The organism is Flavobacterium sp. (genome assembly GCF_027484705.1).
Classification (GTDB): domain Bacteria; phylum Bacteroidota; class Bacteroidia; order Flavobacteriales; family Flavobacteriaceae; genus Flavobacterium.
The window spans coordinates 1-21,141 of record NZ_JAIXSL010000023.1; the positions used below are offsets into that span (position 1 = coordinate 1).

The 21,141-nt window shown below is 41.3% G+C and carries 16 protein-coding genes, 1 other RNA gene and 1 pseudogene; 9 read left to right on the forward strand and 9 right to left on the reverse strand.

Annotated features, from left to right (window positions below; all coding sequences use genetic code 11):
* The 3 genes and pseudogenes from Q0058_RS13320 to Q0058_RS13330 all read right to left on the reverse strand — a co-directional run.
* A pseudogene (locus Q0058_RS13320) lies at nucleotides 1-3,206 on the reverse strand (hypothetical protein); the annotation flags it as partial.
* 18 nt (nucleotides 3,207-3,224) lie between these two features.
* Nucleotides 3,225-3,749 (reverse strand): hypothetical protein, encoded by a 525-nt coding sequence (locus Q0058_RS13325; protein WP_298224755.1) that lies wholly within the window; start codon nucleotides 3,747-3,749, stop codon nucleotides 3,225-3,227.
* A 358-nt stretch (nucleotides 3,750-4,107) separates the two neighbouring features.
* Nucleotides 4,108-7,479: a gliding motility-associated C-terminal domain-containing protein gene (locus tag Q0058_RS13330; RefSeq protein WP_298224757.1), complete on the reverse strand. Its 3,372-nt coding sequence runs from the start codon at nucleotides 7,477-7,479 to the stop codon at nucleotides 4,108-4,110.
* A gap of 238 nt (nucleotides 7,480-7,717) precedes the next feature.
* Between Q0058_RS13330 and Q0058_RS13335 the strand changes: the two genes are divergently transcribed.
* From Q0058_RS13335 to Q0058_RS13350, 4 genes are read left to right on the forward strand one after another with little or no spacing between them, the layout of a single operon-like run.
* On the forward strand, nucleotides 7,718-8,203 hold the full coding sequence (locus Q0058_RS13335) for a histidine phosphatase family protein (RefSeq protein ID WP_298224759.1): 486 nt from the start codon (nucleotides 7,718-7,720) through the stop codon (nucleotides 8,201-8,203).
* A 4-nt stretch (nucleotides 8,204-8,207) separates the two neighbouring features.
* Nucleotides 8,208-10,331 (forward strand): polyphosphate kinase 1, encoded by a 2,124-nt coding sequence (gene ppk1, locus Q0058_RS13340; protein WP_298224761.1) that lies wholly within the window; start codon nucleotides 8,208-8,210, stop codon nucleotides 10,329-10,331.
* Between the two features lie 15 nt (nucleotides 10,332-10,346).
* Nucleotides 10,347-11,237, forward strand: coding sequence for a Ppx/GppA phosphatase family protein (locus Q0058_RS13345; protein WP_298224763.1), 891 nt, complete (start codon nucleotides 10,347-10,349; stop codon nucleotides 11,235-11,237).
* Nucleotides 11,238-11,239: 2 nt separating this feature from the next.
* A complete protein-coding gene (locus tag Q0058_RS13350; RefSeq protein WP_298224765.1) occupies nucleotides 11,240-11,812 on the forward strand; it encodes a TMEM175 family protein in 573 nt (190 codons plus the stop codon).
* A 2-nt stretch (nucleotides 11,813-11,814) separates the two neighbouring features.
* Here the strand turns inward: Q0058_RS13350 and Q0058_RS13355 are convergent, their stop codons facing one another.
* The 3 genes from Q0058_RS13355 to Q0058_RS13365 all read right to left on the reverse strand — a co-directional run bounded on the left by Q0058_RS13355 (nucleotide 11,815) and on the right by Q0058_RS13365 (nucleotide 13,947).
* Nucleotides 11,815-12,405, reverse strand: coding sequence for a DNA polymerase III subunit gamma/tau (locus tag Q0058_RS13355; RefSeq protein ID WP_298224767.1), 591 nt, complete (start codon nucleotides 12,403-12,405; stop codon nucleotides 11,815-11,817).
* Nucleotides 12,406-12,440: 35 nt separating this feature from the next.
* Nucleotides 12,441-13,526 (reverse strand): DNA polymerase III subunit gamma/tau, encoded by a 1,086-nt coding sequence (gene dnaX, locus Q0058_RS13360; protein ID WP_298224769.1) that lies wholly within the window; start codon nucleotides 13,524-13,526, stop codon nucleotides 12,441-12,443.
* 97 nt (nucleotides 13,527-13,623) lie between these two features.
* Nucleotides 13,624-13,947 (reverse strand): hypothetical protein, encoded by a 324-nt coding sequence (locus Q0058_RS13365; protein WP_298224771.1) that lies wholly within the window; start codon nucleotides 13,945-13,947, stop codon nucleotides 13,624-13,626.
* Nucleotides 13,948-14,077: 130 nt separating this feature from the next.
* On the opposite strand from Q0058_RS13365, the gene rnpB reads away from it, so the two are divergent.
* Nucleotides 14,078-14,384: RNase P RNA component class A (gene rnpB, locus Q0058_RS13370), an RNA gene on the forward strand.
* A 145-nt stretch (nucleotides 14,385-14,529) separates the two neighbouring features.
* On the opposite strand, the gene Q0058_RS13375 is transcribed toward rnpB, so the two are convergent.
* Together Q0058_RS13375 and Q0058_RS13380 are read right to left on the reverse strand one after the other, a co-directional pair.
* A complete protein-coding gene (locus Q0058_RS13375) occupies nucleotides 14,530-15,084 on the reverse strand; it encodes an RsmD family RNA methyltransferase (RefSeq protein ID WP_298224773.1) in 555 nt (184 codons plus the stop codon).
* On the reverse strand, nucleotides 15,081-15,890 hold the full coding sequence (locus Q0058_RS13380) for a DUF3822 family protein (protein ID WP_298224775.1): 810 nt from the start codon (nucleotides 15,888-15,890) through the stop codon (nucleotides 15,081-15,083). The genes Q0058_RS13375 and Q0058_RS13380 overlap by 4 nt, the downstream gene beginning before the upstream one ends.
* 232 nt (nucleotides 15,891-16,122) lie before the next feature.
* On the opposite strand from Q0058_RS13380, the gene Q0058_RS13385 reads away from it, so the two are divergent.
* The 3 genes from Q0058_RS13385 to kdsB all read left to right on the forward strand — a co-directional run bounded on the left by Q0058_RS13385 (nucleotide 16,123) and on the right by kdsB (nucleotide 19,419).
* Nucleotides 16,123-17,043, forward strand: coding sequence for a T9SS type A sorting domain-containing protein (locus Q0058_RS13385; protein WP_298224777.1), 921 nt, complete (start codon nucleotides 16,123-16,125; stop codon nucleotides 17,041-17,043).
* Between the two features lie 66 nt (nucleotides 17,044-17,109).
* Nucleotides 17,110-18,540, forward strand: coding sequence for an AAA family ATPase (locus tag Q0058_RS13390; RefSeq protein WP_298224779.1), 1,431 nt, complete (start codon nucleotides 17,110-17,112; stop codon nucleotides 18,538-18,540).
* A gap of 153 nt (nucleotides 18,541-18,693) precedes the next feature.
* Nucleotides 18,694-19,419: a 3-deoxy-manno-octulosonate cytidylyltransferase gene (kdsB, locus tag Q0058_RS13395; RefSeq protein ID WP_298224781.1), complete on the forward strand. Its 726-nt coding sequence runs from the start codon at nucleotides 18,694-18,696 to the stop codon at nucleotides 19,417-19,419.
* Nucleotides 19,420-19,520: 101 nt separating this feature from the next.
* Here kdsB and Q0058_RS13400 read toward each other — a convergent pair whose 3' ends face one another.
* Nucleotides 19,521-20,243 (reverse strand): potassium channel family protein, encoded by a 723-nt coding sequence (locus Q0058_RS13400; protein WP_298224783.1) that lies wholly within the window; start codon nucleotides 20,241-20,243, stop codon nucleotides 19,521-19,523.
* Nucleotides 20,244-20,413: 170 nt separating this feature from the next.
* On the opposite strand from Q0058_RS13400, the gene Q0058_RS13405 reads away from it, so the two are divergent.
* Complete coding sequence (locus Q0058_RS13405) at nucleotides 20,414-20,971, forward strand: fasciclin domain-containing protein (RefSeq protein ID WP_298224785.1); 558 nt, start codon at nucleotides 20,414-20,416, stop codon at nucleotides 20,969-20,971.
* The last annotated feature ends 170 nt before the right edge of the window (nucleotides 20,972-21,141 follow it).

Sequence of the window (21,141 nt, forward strand, 5' to 3'; positions counted from 1 at the left end):
TGCGTTACATTACCAGCGATAACAGGTACCGATGGTGTAACAGGTTGCGCGTTGATAGTCACCGAAGCCGAAGCTGCAGAAGTACAACCGTTCGCTGAAGCTGTGATGGTGTAAGTTCCCGCAGGCGCCGTTACAACTCCAGAAGCAGAAATCGTCACACCCGTTGAAGGCGTTACATTATATAAGTTTGCAGCATTATAATTAGAAATTGTAAAACTTCCTGTTGCTACAGTACAAGTTGGTTGTGTAACATTAGCTAATACAGGAACGTTAGGCGTATCTTTAATAGTTAAAGTAACCGCAGTTCTCGTTGGGAACGAACAACTTCCAACATTAGCCTGAGCATAATAAGTAACTGTTCCAACGGCGCTAAGCGTAGGGTTGGCCACGATGCTTCCGCCAGTTGCGGCAGTATACCAAACGATGGTTTGCCCTGGTGCAGTTGCAGTAGCTGTTAAGGTTTGTATTGGAGTCGTTTTACATACTGTTTGATCTCCACCAGAAATAGGAGCAGCTCCTACGCAGATGGTAACCGTTGCTGAATCACAATTTGATGGAGTAGCTTTTTCACAAATTTGGTAAACAATAGTATAAGTTCCGGCTGGAGTTCCCGCAGGAACCACGATGTTGCCGTTGGTCAAATCAATTGAAGGAACAGATCCGCCGTTGATTGGTGTTGCCGGTGTTGTAACCGTTAGGTTTACCTGAGCAATAGCTACCTGAACACCACCTAATGTATCGATGCCGCTTCCGTTATTACTGAATATGTTTCCGGCATTTGTGCTTCCTGTTGTTCCGTTGATTGGCCCAATAGCATCGTTTTCCGCATTAATCACTTTACATTTTGAAATTGTAAAAGGGAAAAAGCATCCAGTTGTATTAGGTGGAATTGCATAATAAGTAATCGTAGATCCGGCTACTAATGGAATTTGATTCGTATCAGAATATTGAATGGAATTGATCGTTACAGGGAATTCATTATAAAACGAAGATCCTGGAGGGAAATTAGAAGCAATTTCAGAAGTTCCAATAGTTGAACCTGTATTACAGAATCCGAAATTACGAATCAATGGTGTGTTTTGACAATTCGCAGCAACATAAGCAGCGCCATTAATTTTAATTTCTACTGCTCCAGGTAATGGTTGACCAACACAGGATCCGTTTTGGGTGTATCCTTTAATGGCTCTTGTTCCTGAAAAAGCAATTCCAGTAATGGCTCCGGTTCCGCCTGAATTGGCATTCACGAAAATCGGACTACCACAAGTGGCGTTTAACAAAATAGAACAATCGGTTGTGGTTTTTAATTTAAAACTCAATTTAGCCAAAAGGGTATTAGGATTTGCCGGTAGAGGTAATGTACCCATATTCCAAACAATCGATCCGGTTGCTCCCAAAGTTGGGTCAAACGTTACGGTATTTGGTGTTGGAAGTGGTGTGAATAATACTGTGCCAACCGCACTTCCAGGTACGTATGATGCGTTATAAGGAATCGGAACAATCACTTTGTAGTTGTTGATGGCTTCGGTTCCAATATTTTTAATATCGATATTGAATCCGACATCTTGACCAGGTAAAGAAGTATAGGGTTCAGCAACAACAGGTACGTTGTTGATCGTTGTTGCCGATATCACATTTTCTACTTCCGGAATGTAGGCATCAACGGCCATAGCAATTGCGAAAATAGAATAGGTATCATTATTGGTTCCGTATCTGAAATTGGTTGCGGTTTGATTGTTTCCAATAACGGAATTGTTGCTATTGGCTACATTAAACATCGCAATATCAATACCTGTGTTGTTTTGTAAATTTAAATTTCTTGTTCCACCGGCATTAATCGATGAATTGAAGAAATTGTCTGTAGTGTTTCCGGAGTGACTTAAATCCAGGTAGTTGGTAGTGTTTAATTTTTGAATTTTAAAATAGTCACCTGTAAAATCAACGTCACCTTCACTGGCAATCATTCCTAATTTTACACCAACATTACCGGATTGAACGGTATTAAATCCTGAAACCGGTAAATCAAAGCCATTACTAGTTCCTGAGCTTACATAGGCATAACCATCGAAAATAGTAACGTCGCGGTATTTCATTTTTGAGTTTTCATAAACCACGATAATACCCCAACCACCAGAATAACCGGTACCATCAGAAGTTCCTTCAAGCAAGGCCATATCGGCTGCGAAATACTGACCGATTCCGTTGGTTCTTACATAATCTGTGATTTCTTTGTAAGCGGTATAAATCGCATCATCGCTGGAAGTCGGATAATAAATATCAGTTGCAGCAGCGATAAACTGAGTATAGCTTGAAGAAGCAGGTCCTTTTAGTGAAATGACTCTTTTGTCTAAAGTTTTAGAAGTTGTCACAAAATTTGGAACTGTTCCGGAAACATTCACCAAAGCACTTGATGTCGTTCTGGTATTATCCAATGATAAACTAACACTGGTACTTCTAACCAATTTGTTGATTTTGATAATAGCAGTTCCATCAGTAATGGTATATGGCGTGGTTAATGTAGCGGTTGCTACTGAACCTGATGTACTCACGGTAACAGGAATATTAATAGCGCTTGCACCATTAATCGATAAAGTAACTCTATTGCTTCCGGTACTATTAGTATAATTGAAAGTATAGTCGTTTCCGTTTCCGGTAAATCGATAAATCGGATATCTGTTGGTGTTGTTAGATCCACCTCTGTTAACATCAAAAGCGTAGTTGGTTACATCAATGTTTTGATCGTGAACTAATGTCAAGTTGTTATTGATAGTTTGCGTTCCGCTTCCTGTAGTAACCAGTTTATTCACCGTAAAGGCGTCATTGCTTGAAGAAGATTTTCCTGTCCAATACAATCCGGCATACACAATATTAGAACAAGAAGGTACCGCTCCGTTTTCAGTGGACAACGCTAAAGTTGCCGACGATGAATTTAAAGTTGTTGGATCGTTATCAGTATCTACGTACTGCATGAACTGTCCGTTGTTGTTTTGTGTATTTCCGTAATTCTGTGGCGTTAGGTTTGTGTTACCAAACATGGTAAAATCACCTTTCACATTATAAATCTTTTTGGTAGGTGTATATTGTGAGGTTCTTTGGGTAAAGTTTACTTTAACCTGTGCAGTAGAGGTACTTACATTTCCTAAAGAAAGGGCAAGCAGCACTAATAACTGCAACTTAAATGACATCGTTTTGAAGTATATATTTTTCATAATGATTCGTATTTGCAATTATTTACTATTTTCTCCTTGGTCAATTTTATAGAAAACACTATATCTATCATTGCTGTTGCGAATCATAGTTTTAATGTTTTGCTCTGTTGCATTTACATAAGATAGAATCTTGATGTATTTCAAATTTTTAAAACTTGAAAAAACAGCCATGTCTATCGGTAAATTCAAATCGCTTGGCGTGTCGATTTTGATGGTTACGATTTCGATATTGTTTTTCAACATATCGGCATTCTTTAACGCATTCAAAGAACGAACATCTGTAAAAAGACATTTAGGCTTTTCGCCATAAGTTTTTACGACACCTGAGTAGTAGTAAATTGAGGATTGAAGTTTGTACAACAAATTCTCAACATTTTCAGCTCTTGAGTAAGTAGAACGATTGGTTTGTTCTGCAGTTTTCAAAGCGTTTACATATGATTTCTGCTCCATTAAGGACGGAGTTGCATCACTCATACGCGAGTCTTGAGCACTAGCACCAACGCAATAGAACGCCAGTACTAATAATAGTAGTAGTCTTTTCATAAATAAAATTTGGAGTTTCCCAAACAACAGGGCGTTGCTTGAAGGGTTGATGAATTGATTAGGGACGGTTCTTTCCATAACATTAAGAGTTAATACATTATTATTGTAGGTTCAGTTTTAAATTTCTAGGTAGATTGGGGAAGCCACTTAAAATATTCTAGGCTAAATTACTTACATAAATATTTTTTCAGACATTTTTTCTACCAATAACCTGAAAACTCGTTAAAATGACATTTTTTTGAAAAAATGCGTGTCAATTTTGCATAATATGTATCTTTTTTAACATTGATTATAAACTGTTTAGGAAGTTGAAATGTTAAAATTTCTAGCCGCCTTGGTCGTTGACCGTTGAATCGCTTTATCTGGAAAGGTATAAATAACCGGACTGCTCTAAGGCATTGCCTTTATCATCGGTGTAATTAATCACATAAAAATAAGTGCCTGTAGGCAATTCGTCTGATTCGTTGAGGGTAGCACGCGCTTCAGAAATTCCTTTGAAAACCCTTGTTTTGTTATCGTATTGTTTGGTCTTATAAACCAAAACGCCCCAACGGTTGAAGATTTCCACACTATTGGTTGGGAAGCAAAAAATCTGGTCGATGTTTTCAATCACAAAAACCTCGTTCACGCCATCATTGTTGGGTGAAAAAGCATTGTGGATGGTAAGGCTGCAAGCAGGTGCAACGAAACAGTCATTGGCCACATCGATGAACACTTCCAAAGTTTGCGAACAGTGTTCTTCGGAATGGATGTACTTAAAATTGTAGCTGCCGGTCGGCGCTTGATATGGACTGAAAACCGATCCGTTGAGATTCGGGATCGATACTTCTGAAGTCCAGATTCCGTCAGCACTCATGCCTTCTGGAAGGTAAGTATTAAGGTCAATATTGAGGCTGTTGTCATTATCGAGATTGCAATCGGCATAGCCATAACCAGGTTCGATACCTTCAGCGGATTTGATTTCTACGTTTTGAACCGCCGGTGTCTGGTTGCCACTTTCATCAGTGAAGGTCCAATGCACACGATAATTTCCGGGCGTGTCATAATGTAGGGCGTCACTTGTCGAACCGCAGACCAGCCCCGAACAATTATCGGTCGTGGTTGGAACTAAAACTTCAGCCTCGCAATATTTCACGATATCATGCAATTCGGGTAACTCAGGCGCAGTAGTATCTGTGATATGGATGCTGATGCTTGCGATATCAAAACTCTGAGGATTTCCGATCTGGCTGATTTTGTATTGTAGATTATAACGCCCGGCTGTCAATCCTTCAGCAATGGATATTTTCCCCGTTGCAGTATCGATCACGATTTTAGGACTGGAAGTATTTTCGATGCTGATAATTACTTCATGGGCTTGAAATATATTTCCGTTGAGGGTATCATTATTCAGAATGTTGCCCAAGAAACCACTAGTCGAACACTGGTATTCATAAGTGTCATTCTCAGCAATAATTTGATTGGAAGTCACGCTAACAGTAACGACCGCTTGATCGCATTTCGTCGAATCAGTTATGTCGCAAATTTGATAGGTAAGCGTATAAGTTCCCGCAGGCGTTCCGGCCGCCACAGTAACGTTATTTCCAACAAGCGAAATTCCCGGATTCGATGCGCTTACAAAACTCAGCTGAACTTCAGAGGCCGTTGCCATATGACCGTTGAGGAAATCATTGCTGAGCACATTTTCCAGAGTAATGCCGCCTGAGTTTCCGTTGATCGTATTCCCATGATCGGTATTGGCGGTAATTTCTATACATTTTGATAAGGTAAAAGGAATCACACAAGCCCCGTCAGGATTTTGGCTGACCGCAAAATAATTGGAACGTTCCCCCGGAATCAATGTAAACGGTTGGTTAATTGAATATTGTATCGTGTTTTCAGCCATTGGGAAAGCGTTGTAAAACAAACAGCCCGCAGGAAAATTTGAAGCCACTTCATTTATGTTTACCAAGTTGTCCGTATTGCAAAATGTAAAATTCCGAATTGAACTGCTATTCAGGCAATGAATACCTACATAATTCAAGGCATCAATGGCAATGGTAAGCGGGCCTTTTATCGGATTTCCTGAACAATTTCCTGAAACCGAAGTTCCGAGAATGAAAGGATTGTTGCGCATGGCCACACCGCTTACAGCACCGATACCTTCAGAAAAGCCATCGATTGTTATTTTAAGAGCACAAGTACTTTGTTTCAATAATGCACAATCGTCAGTCGTTCGGACCTTGAAAATCAGGTTGGCTAAAATAGTATCAGGATTTGCGGGTAATGGCAGCGTTCCATAATCCCAAATGAGGGAACCTTTTGGCCCTAACGTTGCGTCAAAATGAACAGCATTCGAAAGTGGGTTTTGCGTTTGATAAGTCAGATTTCCTGAAGCGCTTCCTTCAATATAAGTCGCGTTGTAAGGAATAGGTACTGTAATCTTAAATCCGTTGATGGCCTCGTTCTCAGTATTTTTGACTGATACTTTCAACTTTATTTCCTGACCGGGCAATGAAGTGAATGGGGCAGTAGCCGGAACATGATTGATTTCAGTAGCCGTAATGATGTTTTCCACTTCAGGAACATACGAATCAACAGCAAGTGCAATCGCAAAAATAGCATAGGTATCGGAATTGGTTCCGTATCGGAAATTAGTATTCGACTGGTTATTTCCAATCACAGTATTATTCTCATTGGGAATGTCGAACAACGCGATATCAATCCCTGTATTATTGGCTAGATTAGGATTTCGATTGAGATTTCCATTGGTAATCGTCGAATTGAAAAAATTATCCGCCGAATTTTGCGCATGCTGTAGTTTCATAAAACCCAGGTCGCTGTTTTTCTGGATCTCGAAATAATCGCCATCAAGCCCGACATCGCCTTCGCTGGCCATAAAACCTAATTTGACGCCGACGTTTCCTGTCTGCACGGTGTGAAAACCTGAAACTTCAAGATTATAACCATTATTGTTGGAATTCAGTACAAACGCATGCCCGTCGAACAAAGAAATGTCACGGTGTTTCATCACGGCATTTTCATACACCACAACCAAACCCCAACCGCCGGAATATCCGGTGCCGCCGCCGTTGCCTTCCACGAGTGCCATATCGGCTGCAAAATAACTTCCAATGCCATGCTGGCGAACATAATCGGTGACTTCGGTATAAGCGGAATATATAAAAGCATCCGAGTTGTTCGGGTAATAAATCGCGTCTTCGTTAGCAATGAATTCTGAATAGGAACTGGCGTTCGGGCCTTTCAATAAAATCTTTCTTTTACTGAAGTCTTTAGTCACGGTCTGCCCGTTGATTATTTTAGTGACGGAAAAATTATTGCTGCTGTTGTTGCTGTTGTCTGCGGCGCTTTTTCCTGTCCAGTATAGACCAGCAAAAACAATGTTTGTGCAAGTTGGTGATGCTCCGTTTTCGGATGTGAAAGCTAATTCGGCAGACGATGAATTCCAGGTTGCAGGATCGTTATCGACATCCACATAACGCATAAGATTGTTATTGTTGTTGGCGCCAATTTCGTAATTGAGCAATGTTAGGTTGGTGTTTCCGATGAAAGTAAAATCGCCATTGAGACTGTAAACTTTCCTCGAAGGGGAATATTGCGAAGTCCTGACTTTGTATGGAACACGCACCTGTGCCCAGCTTTCGGGCATCCCAATACACAGCATGATAAAGCCCATAGCGAACCCTAAGATGCATTTTTTGATCTTGTATGTATTGGTTTTGTTGTCCAATGTCTTGTTTTTAACATTTCAAAACTATTATTTCTATCAGTAGAAAGCAAGAAAAACATCGATTAAATGCTTAAAACATCGATTAAAAGCATTAATAGTATTTAAAATAAAGAATTGTATTACATAAATATCAATTATAACAATGGGTTATGAAGTAAGCATAAGCATTTTTTTTAATGCACAATTCCATCAAAAGAACATTTAAAATCTGTAAATTGTACCTTTAAAATATACCGCTATGAAAAATCTGATCATCATTCGTCACGCCAAATCGAGCTGGAACGCACCACTGCTTGATATCGACCGCCCACTCGAACAACGGGGCATCAAAGACGCGCATCTCGTAGCCAGCAAAAGTCTCGAGTTCATTCCCGATAAGTTCATGATTTTCAGCAGCAATGCCAAACGCGCTTCGGAAACCGCGATGATTTTTGCGCAATCTTTTTCGTATCCGGTCGGCAATATTGTTTTCAAACCAGAGCTTTACACTTTCGATGAAAGCCGTTTGGAGAAAATTATCAGAGCGTTCGACAATAATTATGATAATGTTATTCTTTTCGGACATAACGAGGCTATTACAAATTTTGTTAATAAATTTGGGGACGTTTTTATCGACAACGTGGCCACATCCGGGTTGGTTTTTCTTCAATTCAAAACCGATGACTGGCAAGACATTCAAAGCGGTAAAACACTGAAAGTCCTTTTCCCAAAAGATTTAAAATAGATTTATGTCAGAGAATAGATATATTGATCGAGAAAAAAGTTGGTTAGCATTCAATGCAAGAGTATTACAAGAAGCCGGAGATGATGCCGTACCGTTATTAGACAGACTTCGTTTTTTAGGAATTTTTTCCAATAATTTAGATGAATTTTTTAGGGTGCGTTTTGCCGCAATCCGCCGTTTGAGCTTGTCCGGAATTTCGGGTGAAAAGGTTTTAGGCGGTGTCAGTGCCGAACAATTGCTCAAGGAAATTACTCAGATTGTAATCCAACAGCAATCGGAAAGTTTGCGCATTTTGAGCATTATCGAGAAGAAACTTGAAGCCGAGAATATTTTCATGCTCAATGAAAATGAAATTGTAGGCGAACACGAAAACTTCATTAAAGATTTCTTCATTCAGAAAGTAAGTCCCGCTTTGGTGACCATTATCCTGAACGACCTCGCGGAATTCCCTCTGTTGAAAGACACTTCCGGATATCTGGCCGTCAAATTGGTGATGAATCCACCAAAAAAATCCTTGCTTGATATTGTAAAAAATAAAAAGCAAGTGACTTATGCGGTCATCGAAATCCCGAAAACGCTCAACCGTTTTGTAGTGTTGCCACCAAAAGACGACAAGAATTACATTATTTTCATCGATGATGTGATCCGCCACAATCTCAGTAGCATTTTTAATATTTTCGACTACGAAAGCGTTTCGGCACACATGATCAAAATCACGCGCGACGCCCAGCTCGAGATCGACAGTGATCTTAGTAAAAGTATGATGGAAAAAATCGCCACGAGTGTCAAAGACCGCAGAATCGGCGAGCCCGTACGTTTCGTTTACGACCAGCAAATCGGCAAAGACACGCTGAAGTTTTTCCTCAATAAAATGCACATCCACCAAACCGATAGTATCATTCCGGGTGGAAGATACCACAACAGACGCGATTATATGAATTTTCCAAACCTCGGAAGATTCGATCTTTTATACAAAACCAACGAACCTTTACCGGTTTGCGATCTGAGCCTTGAAGGCAGCATGCTCGAGAGAATCAGCAAAAAAGATTACCTCATTAATGCGCCGTACCAATCGTTTTCTTACTTGATTAAATTCCTCAGGGAAGCCGCGCTCGATCCGAAAGTAACGACAATCAAAATCACTTTATACCGCTTGGCGAAGAATTCACAGATCATCAGTTCGCTCATCAATGCTGCGAAAAACGGGAAAAAAGTAACCGTTCAGATTGAACTTCAGGCGCGTTTTGACGAAGCGAGCAACATCTATTACGCCGAGCAAATGCAGACTGAAGGCATCAACCTGATTTTCGGAATCAAAGGCTTGAAAGTGCACAGCAAGATATGTGTTATTGAAAGAATTCAAGACGGAAAACTCAAACGTTACGGATTGGTTTCAACTGGAAATTTCAACGAAACGACTGCAAAAGTCTACACCGACGTTACTTTATTCACCAGTCATGACCAAATTTTGAAAGATATTAATAAGGTCTTCGATTTCTTTGATGTCAATTTCCGCGTTTATCGTTACAAGCACTTAATTGTCTCGCCGCATTATACGAGAAGCCGTTTTTACAAACTCATCGACCGTGAAATTCTGCACGCCAAAATCGGAAGCGAGGCCTACATCAAACTTAAAATGAACAGCCTTTCGGATTTCGATATGATTGATAAATTATACGAAGCCAGTCGCGCCGGTGTCAAAATCCAGTTGCAGGTGCGAGGCATTTGTTCGTTAATTCCCGGAGTCAAAGGCATGAGCGAAAACATCGAAGCGATCAGCATTGTCGACAATTATCTCGAACACGCGCGTGTGTTTATTTTTGCCAACAAAGGCGAACCGGATGTTTACATTTCCTCAGCCGATTTCATGACGCGAAACCTCGATGGCCGCGTTGAAGTGACTTGTCCGATCTATGACGCCAACATCAAAAAGGAACTCATCGACGTCTTCAATATCGGTTGGAAAGGAAATGTGAAAGCGCGTTACCATTCCGAAAACCTTGACAACAAATACCGTGTCCGCGGTCAAAATCCGGTGTTCCGCGCACAACTCGAAACTTATAATTATTACAAACAGCTTAATACGAACTCCAATGCGGAAGTTCCTGCCCTCAATCTAAAATCCTAAACCTAAAACCCATTCATGATTACCATAAGAAAATATGCAGCAATCGATATTGGTTCCAATGCCATGCGATTGCTTGTTACCAATGTTGTCGAAGAAAAAGGCCAACCGACGCATTTCAGCAAAAGTGCCTTGGTGCGGCTTCCGATTCGTTTGGGTCAGGATGCTTTTACGATGGGGGAAATTTCGGAAGAGAATATCGGGCGTATGGTCGATGCTATGAAAGCTTATAAACTGTTGATGAAAATTCACAAGGTCGAAAGGTATGCAGCCTTGGCTACTTCAGCAATGCGTGAAGCTGAAAACCGCGATGACGTGATTCGTATCATTCAGGAACAAGCCGACATAAAAATTGATATCATCGACGGAAAAACCGAAGCGGCAATCATTGCGTCCACCGATCTGCATCATCTTTTGGAAACTGAACAAACTTATTTATATGTAGATGTCGGCGGTGGAAGTACCGAATTTTCTTTGTTTTCAAATGCTACAATGGTCGCTTCCAAATCGTTCAAAATCGGTACCGTTCGTTTGCTTAATGAAATGGTCAACGATATCGTTTGGGAAGAAATCGAAAAATGGATCAAAACCCACACGCGTGATTTCCATGATGTCATCTTAATCGGTTCGGGCGGAAACATCAATAAATTGTTCAAGATGTCGGGCAAGCAGCAGGACAAACCGCTGTCTTATCAATATGTCACTAAACGGTATAATTTCTTAAATTCGATGACTTACGAACAGCGCGTTTCAGAACTCGGATTGAACCCTGACCGTGCCGACGTTATTGTGCTCGCGACCAAAATCTATCTCAATGCGATGAAATGGAGCGGTGCCAAAAAAATCTTCGTCCCAAAAATCGGATTGTCTGATGGAATCATCAAAGCGATGTATTACGGAAAAATATAAACATGAATAAAAACCGTCTCGAAGCCTTCAGTGATGGCGTGATGGCCATCATCCTGACCATTATGGTGCTTGAAATTAAAGTTCCTGAAGGTCATGATTTCGCGACGCTGCAAAAAGTGTTTCCGATTTTTCTGAGTTACATCCTGAGTTTCATCTACATCGGAATTTACTGGAACAACCACCACCATATGCTGCACAGCATGACCAAAGTCAATGGGAAAATTCTTTGGGCGAACCTGCATTTGTTGTTTTGGTTATCGCTGGTTCCAGTCGCTACAGGTTGGATCGGGGAAACCCATTTCGCAAAAATACCGATGGCGCTTTACGGTTTTATGCTTTTGATGGCAGGCGTTGCATATTATATTTTGCAGGGCATCATCATCAAAAGTCAAGGAGAAAATTCGTTACTTAAAAAAGCGATCGGAAAAGATATTAAAGGAAATGCTTCACCCATCTTATATGTTATTGGAATCGCCTTTTCTTTTTATAGTGAATGGTTGGCTGGCGCTGTGTATATTTTTGTGGCCCTGATGTGGTTGGTTCCCGACAAAAGAATCGAAAGAGTCATCGAATAATATTAACTGATGTCCAAGCCGAAAGTATTTCTGAGCACTTCAATCGCCGGATTGATTTCGTGCAATCTGTTATAGCGATCTTGGTTGTTGTAGCTTTTTTTAGTTTCCATTTTTTCATTAACGATGACTTCAATCGTAATGTCGTGGTTGTGCAAATGCCCTTTGAGATAACCAAGCAATCCTAATTTTTCGGTCTCGAAATCAATTTTGGAACCTTCGTTAGGCAACTCTAAAGTAATCGCTGTTCCATTCAAAACAGGATCATTAATCAGTAACAACGATTCCATAATCTTCGAACCTTTGTCACCCAATTTCTGAGCGTATTTGTTCCAATGCAAAAGCATGTCGGTTTCGTTGAACGCTTCAGTAGGCAAGTGCACAGTTTCCTTTATAACGGATTTTGTAGATTCCTGCAATTCTCTTTTCGCACGAATGCTCGACAGTGAAAGTGCCGAAACCTTAGGCGCACTGTCGGTATCAGGTTTTGGAATGTTTGGAGCTGCAACAACTGTAATTTCTGCAACAGTTTCCGGTTTGGATTCGGGTGTTGGTACTGGCGTAACCTCAATAACTTCGGGAGCTTCGACAGCCAATTCTAAAACACGTCCGTAAAAATATTTGGGCGGGATTATATAGCCGTCAACTTTTTTTTTTCTCCATCATAAGTGATAGAGGCCAATTGCATGAGGCAAAGTTCTACAAGCAAACGCTGGTTTTGCGAGGTTTTGAATTTCAAATCACAATCATTCGCAAGCTCGATGCCCTCTAACAAAAATTCCTGTGAGGTTTTCTGAGATTGAACTGCGTATAATTTCTGGACATGTTCCCCAACTTCAAGCAAAGACAAAGTCGATGGCGTTTTGCTGACGAGTAAATCCCTGAAATGCGAAGCGAGTCCGGCAATAAAATGATGTCCGTCAAAACCTTTTGATAGGATTTCGTTGTATGCCATCAGCACATCGGGAATCTTATTTTCGATGATCAAATCAGTCATCGTAATGTAAGTTTCGTAATCAAGTACGCTCAAATTTTCCGTAACTGCTTGTCTCGTCAGGTTGTTGCCGCAATAAGAAACCACGCGGTCAAAAATCGATAAGGCGTCGCGCATCGCACCGTCGGCTTTCTGCGCAATGATATGCAGCGCATCGTCTTCGAAGCTTACACCTTGACTTTGGGCCACTTCGGCAAGATGTTCTTTGGCGTCCTTCACCGTGATGCGTTTGAAATCGAAAATCTGGCAACGCGATAAAATCGTCGGAATGATTTTGTGTTTTTCGGTAGTGGCGAGAATGAAAATCGCGTGTTTCGGCGGTTCTTCAAGCGTTTTCAGGAAAGCGTTGAAAGCGGCTGAAGACAACATATGCACCTCGTCGATAATGTATACTTTATATTGTCCGGTTTGCGGTGGGATTCGAACTTGGTCTATTAGATTTCGGATATCATCCACAGAGTTGTTCGAAGCAGCATCAAGTTCAAACACATTAAAAGCAAAATCTTCATTCGGATCATCATAACCCGGCTGGTTAATTTTGCGCGCAAGGATTCTCGCACAGGTGGTTTTTCCAACACCTCTTGGGCCTGTAAACAATAGGGCAGAAGCAAGGTGGTTGGTTTCTATGGCATTGAGCAAAGTGTTCGTAATGGCTTGCTGCCCGACAACATCTTTAAATGTTTGCGGTCGGTATTTGCGCGCCGATACTACAAATTGTTCCATAGTTTTTTATTGGAGCACAAATATAGTTTTTTTGTTGGTTTTGTGATTTGGTTATTTGGGGTTTTCGGGAAAAGTTTTCCACAAGAACTTCATTCACTCAATTTGGTTCAATGTTTTTTTCTGCTCTGCCTTTGATGCTGAGTTCGTTGAGCGCCATCGCCGCGCTGTTGTCCGTAAAAGCCGATAAACCTGCAACGAAAACGCCTTTTTCTCCTGTTGTGGTCGATTTGATTCCAAACACCGTCACTTCATCGCCGGGATCGCTATCGCCTTCATAACGATACACATGCACGATTTCGAATTCATCCGGATTGTTGATGATGCGGCTTTCAAGGAGGTTAAAATCCACAGTGAAACCTTTTTCATTGAGTTCTTCAAGCGCTTTGGTAGCGGTGGCGTAGTGATACATTTGCGTGTCCATGATTTATATTTTTGGTGGTTATTTAATATGTTTTAAAATTACTTCTTAAAGCGCAGTGCGCGTTTACAGAATTTGCACGGAATGTTGCAAGATTAGCCAGCTAGGAACCGGTAAAATGTCGTAAGTTTGCGCCGCAGACCGCCTTATCGCTGTTCAGCAATGAAGAGAGGAAAGTCCGGACACCATAGAGAAGCATAGCGGGTAACGCCCGTCCGTCGCGAGATGAGGACCAGTGCAACAGAAAGTATGTACAGTTCGGCTGTAGTGAAACCAGGTAAACTCTATGCGGTGAAATTTCAAGTATATCGGCATTTAAGGGTTTCTCGCCCGTTGCCGAAGGGTAGAAAGATAGAGCGTATGAGTAATTTTGCGCCTAGATAAATGATAAGGGCTTCGCTTGCGGAGTACAGAATCCGGCTTACAGGTCTGCTTTTTTTTCTTTTAAGGTTCTAAGTTTTTTTAGGAGCCGGGAACCTGCTCTTCGCTTTTATCTTTTATGGCGAACGCCGCCACAAAAGGATAGCCGCTGCGATCAGGGCTAGCGTCTGGATTCCAAACAATACAATCTTCTAATCTTATTGTCTATTCTTCTTCTGCAGGATTGATTTCAAAAAAACTAAAAATCGAACCGCCATAACTTTTCTTAAACGAAAAATGTTCCAGATGGTCGAGCTTCGTGTATTTCGAATGTTCGATAATCATCATGCCTTCTGCATCCAATAAATTATTCTGGAATACCGCAACCACAATACTCTCAAAAGTTTTCTGGTCGAAACCGTAAGGCGGATCGGCGAAGATAATGTCGTAAACTGAATTGCATCTACCGATATATTGCAGCACATCGCTTTTGATTGCGGCAATATTGAAGTCGAATTCCGCAGCAGTTTGCTTGATGAATTTCACGCAACCGAAATCCGCATCGACACTCGTGATGTTCTGGCTGCCGCGCGAAGCAAACTCATAACTGATGTTGCCCGTTCCCGAGAAAAGGTCGAGCACTTTGAGTTCATCAAAATTGAAATGGTTGTTGAGCACGTTGAACAACGCCTCTTTGCTCATGTCGGTCGTTGGGCGAACCGGAAGGTTTTTGGGTGCTGAAATGCGTCGGCCTTTGAATTTCCCGGATATGATTCTCACGATTGGAACAGGATAAAATGCTTCAGATTCTCAGCCGTAGAAAAAGTATTGTTGGCTTGCAAATCCGCGATATCAAAAATCGAAACATTGCGGATGTATTTGTAAGCTATTTTAAAGTAAGCATCGTCCTCATTAATGTCGCCTATAAATTCAAGCCTGAAACTTTCAGGATTCATATTGAGCTGTTCTGCCGTAAAAAGCAAATAGTAAATCAGATCTTCCGGCGTTTTGTAATCGAAAGAATTGAACAGCATCAGATGTTGGTTCTGCACGATGATAATCTCAAAATGGTTTTTGGCCATATGCACGAACATGCGTTTGTCATCGACATTCTTAGAAAGATCAAGTAGTCTTGACACTAAAATCGTATGCACATGTTTATAAGCCAAGCTTCCGAAATGGTTTTCAAAAATTTCGTTGATGGTTGTGTAAGGAACATACACCGTATTCATTGAGTAAGTCGACAAAGTATCAAAGGCAAAAAAATCCGTCTCAAAAACTTTCGTATTATACTGCATATAACTGCCAAGATACTGCTCATCGAACAACGCTTCCGGAACAAAAGTCGCCAGATTGTTCTCATGCAACACGACCACTTCATCGTAAGCTTCCTGAAAAGCCGGGTTTTCATGCAGCGTTGTTTTCACGGCTTCTTCCACCTGATTGCCTTCAAAAGCCACTTCGTCGACCGAAAGGATTTTGTGGTTCAGCGTGTCGAAACTGCTAAAAACCATACCGCTGGCCGAAACCTGAACGGTCAGTTTTTTGTATTTTTTTTCCGTGATGTTGGCTGCATTCACTAACATAAGCTTTCGTCCGCTTTTTAAATCGAACTGGACAAACTTACAATTTTTTTGATTGATTTTGCTATTTTTTTAGGAGCTTAATCCTGCTGTTCGTTCCTATCTTTTGCGCCGAACGCCGGCACAAAAGGATAACCACTGCCATCAGGGCTAGGGTTATTGGTTTCAATTTAATGATCGATTTTCTAATTCCAACCGGAATATTATTTTAGATTTGTTTTAAAATCAGCTCCTCATGAAAAGAATTACAATAGTATTATTGCTTTTGGTGTTCACATCACAAGCGCAGCCTGTTTTGAATGCTGCTGATTTCCCGACAGCATATTCGTTCAGAGCATACAGGGCAAATACCGCCGGATTTACGAACGGATCGGCAGGAGCCAATCAGGTTTGGGATTATTCTGCGATCAATATAGTCGAAACCAACTATACAATCACCCGAATTCCTATAACGGAAATGCCATTTTATGAACAGTTCCCCGGTGCCAATTATTGCGAAACAAAGGATGACAATGGCTATATATCATACAGCGCAATCAATCTGAACAGCAATACATTCGAATCTATGGGTTATGTTGATGGTAATCTAATTGTTCGTTATAGCGATACGAGCGTGGTATTTCAATTTCCATATACCTTTAATACAGTAATCAACGATACGCGTTTGGCTGATATGCCCGGAGCGACTCCGCAGTCCTATACCAGAACTTATGATGCTTATGGCACGTTAATCACACCTTTTGGAACTTTCCCCGATGTCATCAGGCAAAAACTCGAAAGCGAAAACGCTACTGCATACATATGGATCGATTCCCACAACTTTCAGGTGATTCTTGCCGGAAGTTTTGACAATCCACAGATTTATTTTTATAAAGACACTACCAATTTAGGCGTTTCCCAAAATCAAAGTAAGGCTTTTTCAATGTATCCGAACCCCACAACCGATGCCGTTACGATTCACCAAAATGACATGGCTTTTAAAGTTCATTTTGTAACAGTTTGCGATGTTTCAGGGAAAGTTCTAATCGCTCACGAAATACTTGACGGAGATTTCAAAAGCTTCAGTCTTAAAGATTTTAGTCCGGGTTTGTATATCGTAAAAATTATCGATGCTGAAAATCAGGTTTTGCATACCCAAAAAATCATCAAACAATAATTTTCTTTACGCCTTTGGGTCTTTGCGAGCCAAACTTTCCGTACTTTGCGGTGACAAAAATCCACCATGAATTCCAGTAACTTCTACAGCATTCTCAAAAGAAATTTTCCGTTCCAGCCGACCACGAAACAGGATATTTTCTTCCAGATGATTGCGGAATTCATCACCAATAACAACAAGCACGAAATTTTCGTACTAAAAGGTTACGCTGGAACAGGAAAGACTACCGTAATCGCCACAATCGTCAACCATCTCGCGGAAATCAGGAAGAAATACGTTTTGCTCGCACCCACAGGACGCGCGGCAAAAGTCATTGCGAATTACTCGCACAAATCGGCTTTTACGATACACAAGAAAATTTATTTTCCGAAGAAGAATTCGGGCGGTGGCATGAGTTTTACGATGAAACCGAACCAGCACAAAGACACGATTTTTATTGTCGATGAAGCTTCGATGATTTCGGATGTGAATCAGGACACCAAACTCTACGAAAACGGTTCGTTGCTCGACGACCTGATTTCGTTTATTTATGCAGGAAGCAACTGTAAAATGATTCTGCTCGGCGATACCGCGCAGTTGCCACCAGTGAATCTGGCGCTTTCGCCCGCACTTGATATTGATGGTTTGGGATTGCATTACCAGAAAGAAATCTTTCATATCGAGCTTGATGAAGTCATGCGTCAGGAAGAAAATTCCGGGATTTTGTTCAATGCGACCGAATTGCGCGAAGTGCTCAAGGACGAACTTTTCGATACGTTCAAATTTCAGCTTCATGGTTTTCAGGATATCGTGCGATTGACTGATGGTTACGATATTCAGGATGCGATTCATTCCGCGTACAGCAATTATAGCATTGAGGAAACGGCTTTCATCGTGCGCTCGAACAAGCGGGCCAATGCCTACAACCAGCAAATCAGAACGAGAATTCTCGATAAGGAAAGCGAACTTTCTACGGGTGATTATTTGATGGTTGTCAAGAACAATTACTATTGGCTTAAGGAGAACGACGAAGCCGGTTTTATAGCCAACGGCGATATCATTGAAGTGATGCAAGTGTTCAACATCAAGGAATTGTACGGATTCAAATTCGCGAATGTCAAAATCCGCATGGTCGATTATCCCGATCAGAAACCTTTTGAAACCGTTTTACTTCTTGATACGATCACGAGCGAATCGCCTTCATTGACTTACGAAGAATCGAACCGGTTGTATGAAGCCGTGATGGAAGATTACGAAAACGAAACCACGAAATACAAACGCTTCCAGAAAGTGAAAGAGAACGAGTATTTCAATGCGCTTCAGGTGAAATTCTCTTATGCCATTACTTGTCACAAATCGCAGGGCGGCCAATGGAAAACGGTGTTCATTGAACAGCCTTATTTGCCTGACGGCAACATTGACCGCGAGTATATTCGTTGGTTGTATACCGCCGTGACGCGTGCCAAAGACAAGTTGTATTTGATTGGATTTAAGGACGAGAGTTTTTTGGAGGAATAGCGTTTGTCTTGATTTACGAAAAACCCTAGCCCTGATAGGAGCGAACATCCTTTTGTGCCGGGGTTCGGCGCAAAAGATAAAGCGTATAGCAGGTTTCAGCTTCTCAAAAAGAAAAAAACGCAGTATCTTAGCCACTCAGAAACTCAGCAACTCATGAAGATTATCGCCGTCATTCCCGCACGCTACGCCTCAACCAGATTTCCCGCAAAACTGATGCAGGATTTGGGAGGCAAGACCGTCATTACGAGAACTTATGAAGCCGCTGTCAATACGAATTTGTTTGACGATGTTTTTGTCGTGACCGATTCGGATGTCATTTTTGACGAAATTGTCTCGCACGGCGGAAAAGCCATCATGAGCCAAAAGGAACACGAATCCGGCAGCGACCGTATTGCTGAAGCCGTGGAAAACCTTGAAGTGGATATTGTGGTGAATGTGCAGGGCGACGAGCCTTTTATTGATAAGGATTCGCTGGAGAAAGTCATCGAAGTTTTCAGGAATGATTTAGACAAGAAGATTGACTTGGCTTCGTTGATGCGCGAAATCAAAGACGAGCATGAAATCAACAATCCGAACAATGTGAAAGTGGTCGTCGATCAGTTTGGCATGGCGTTGTATTTTTCGCGTTCGGTGATTCCTTATCCGCGCGATAACAATGTCGGTGTGCGTTATTTCCAGCATATCGGGATTTATGCGTTCAGAAAACAGGCGCTTTTGGATTTCTACCATTTGCCGATGAAATCGCTCGAAGCTTCCGAAAAACTGGAGCAGTTGCGTTATCTCGAATTCGGCAAGCGCATCCGAATGGTCGAAACTTCGCATGTGAGCATTGGCATTGATACGCCTGAAGATTTGGAACGTGCTAGAAAGTTGCTTTAATGGATGGCACGCAGATTGGGCGGATTTAACGGATTGCCGCAGATTTAAAGTATAAAATCCGTGTAAATCAGTGCTATCAGCGTTATCAGTGTACCATAAAATTATTCCTTATTCTCATGATCGAAGTAACCTTTGCTTTTGATCTGTGTCGTGAAGAAATTCAAAAACAAAACCACAAAGAACAAGAACAGCAATGCTTGTGTCGAAACCAGGATTTTTCCAATGGTCGTAACCGGATGCAAATCGCCATAACCGATAGATGATGACGTGATGATGCTGAAATAAATCGCGTCGAAGTGGCTCACGAAAGGTTTGTTGAGGTAATTGCCGCAAGAATAAAATACAGCGTACGCAAAAATGATTTCGAGATAATTGAGGAACAGCATCAGAATCGATCTTTTGTAGGAACGCGGACGTGAGATCATATCTGACGCAAAAATCAAAGTCGGGATATACAACACCGTTTCGAGCAATACGTAAATCATAATCATGACGACCCAACGGTGATCTTGCCAATGGTTCCAAAGGATTACAATCGGAAAAATGACTTTCATCAAAATATAGGCATCCATAGCCAAATCCTGGTATTCTTCGCCTTTTTTGGCCGCAAGATATTTAATGTAAACGCCCGGAAATAGCAGTTGCGAAAACGAGAGGAACAGCCGCACAATTTTCTCGATGCCGTTGTCGTCCTGATGGTCGTTGTTCCAGATCGCCTGGATGTTGCGTATTCTTTTCTGAATCGGATTGTACTTCGTTTTTGGAAGCCGGGACACATTTCCGAGTAATAATTTCCTTACGATTTCATGCGGTTTTCTAAGCATATCAAGTCAGGGTTTGACTTAGCTAAGTTACGAATTAATAGGCGTTTCCGTGGGTTCCCTAACAGAAAATACATGACTTCTTTTTCGTTTTTTTTCTAATGTTTGAAATTTTTTAAAACCGGAATTAAAATCTCACCGTACATGCCCTTATAACTTTTAAAATAAAAACTATGAAAGCACAGAAATTAATCTCGAACTCGATTTTCGCATTGACCTTACTTTTAGTAAGCGTAGTCTTCGGTCAGAAAACCGTCATGGTAGGCGGCGCTGCGATGTATCCAAGTAAAAACATTATTGAGAATGCCGTCAATTCCAAAGACCACACGACTTTGGTCGCTGCCGTAAAAGCTGCTGGTTTGGTCGAAACCTTACAAGGAAAAGGCCCGTTCACCGTTTTTGCCCCAACCAATGCAGCGTTCGATAAATTGCCAAAAGGAACTGTTGAAACCTTATTGAAACCCGAAAACATCAAAACATTGCAAACGATTTTGACTTACCACGTGGTCGCCGGAAAAATGAATTCGGGCGATATTGCTAAAGCGATTAAAGCCGGAAAAGGCAAAGCTACTTTGAAAACGGTAAGCGGTGGAACGCTGACCGCCTGGATGAAAGGAAAAGATTTATACATTACGGACGAGAATGGCAAATCAGCTAAAGTGACGATTGCGGATGTGAACCAATCCAACGGTGTGATTCACGTGATTGATAATGTGGTGACGCCAAAATAAAAAATAGATTTAGGGAAATTTTGTTATGAGAATTGGTTTAAAAAGAGGGCAAGGGATTGTCCTCTTTTTTTGTTATAGCATTAAGGAATGAAAATGGAACGCGGATCACACGGATTTATCGGATTCACGCGGATTAAAATTTTTAGAATCAATGAAAATCTGCGTCAATC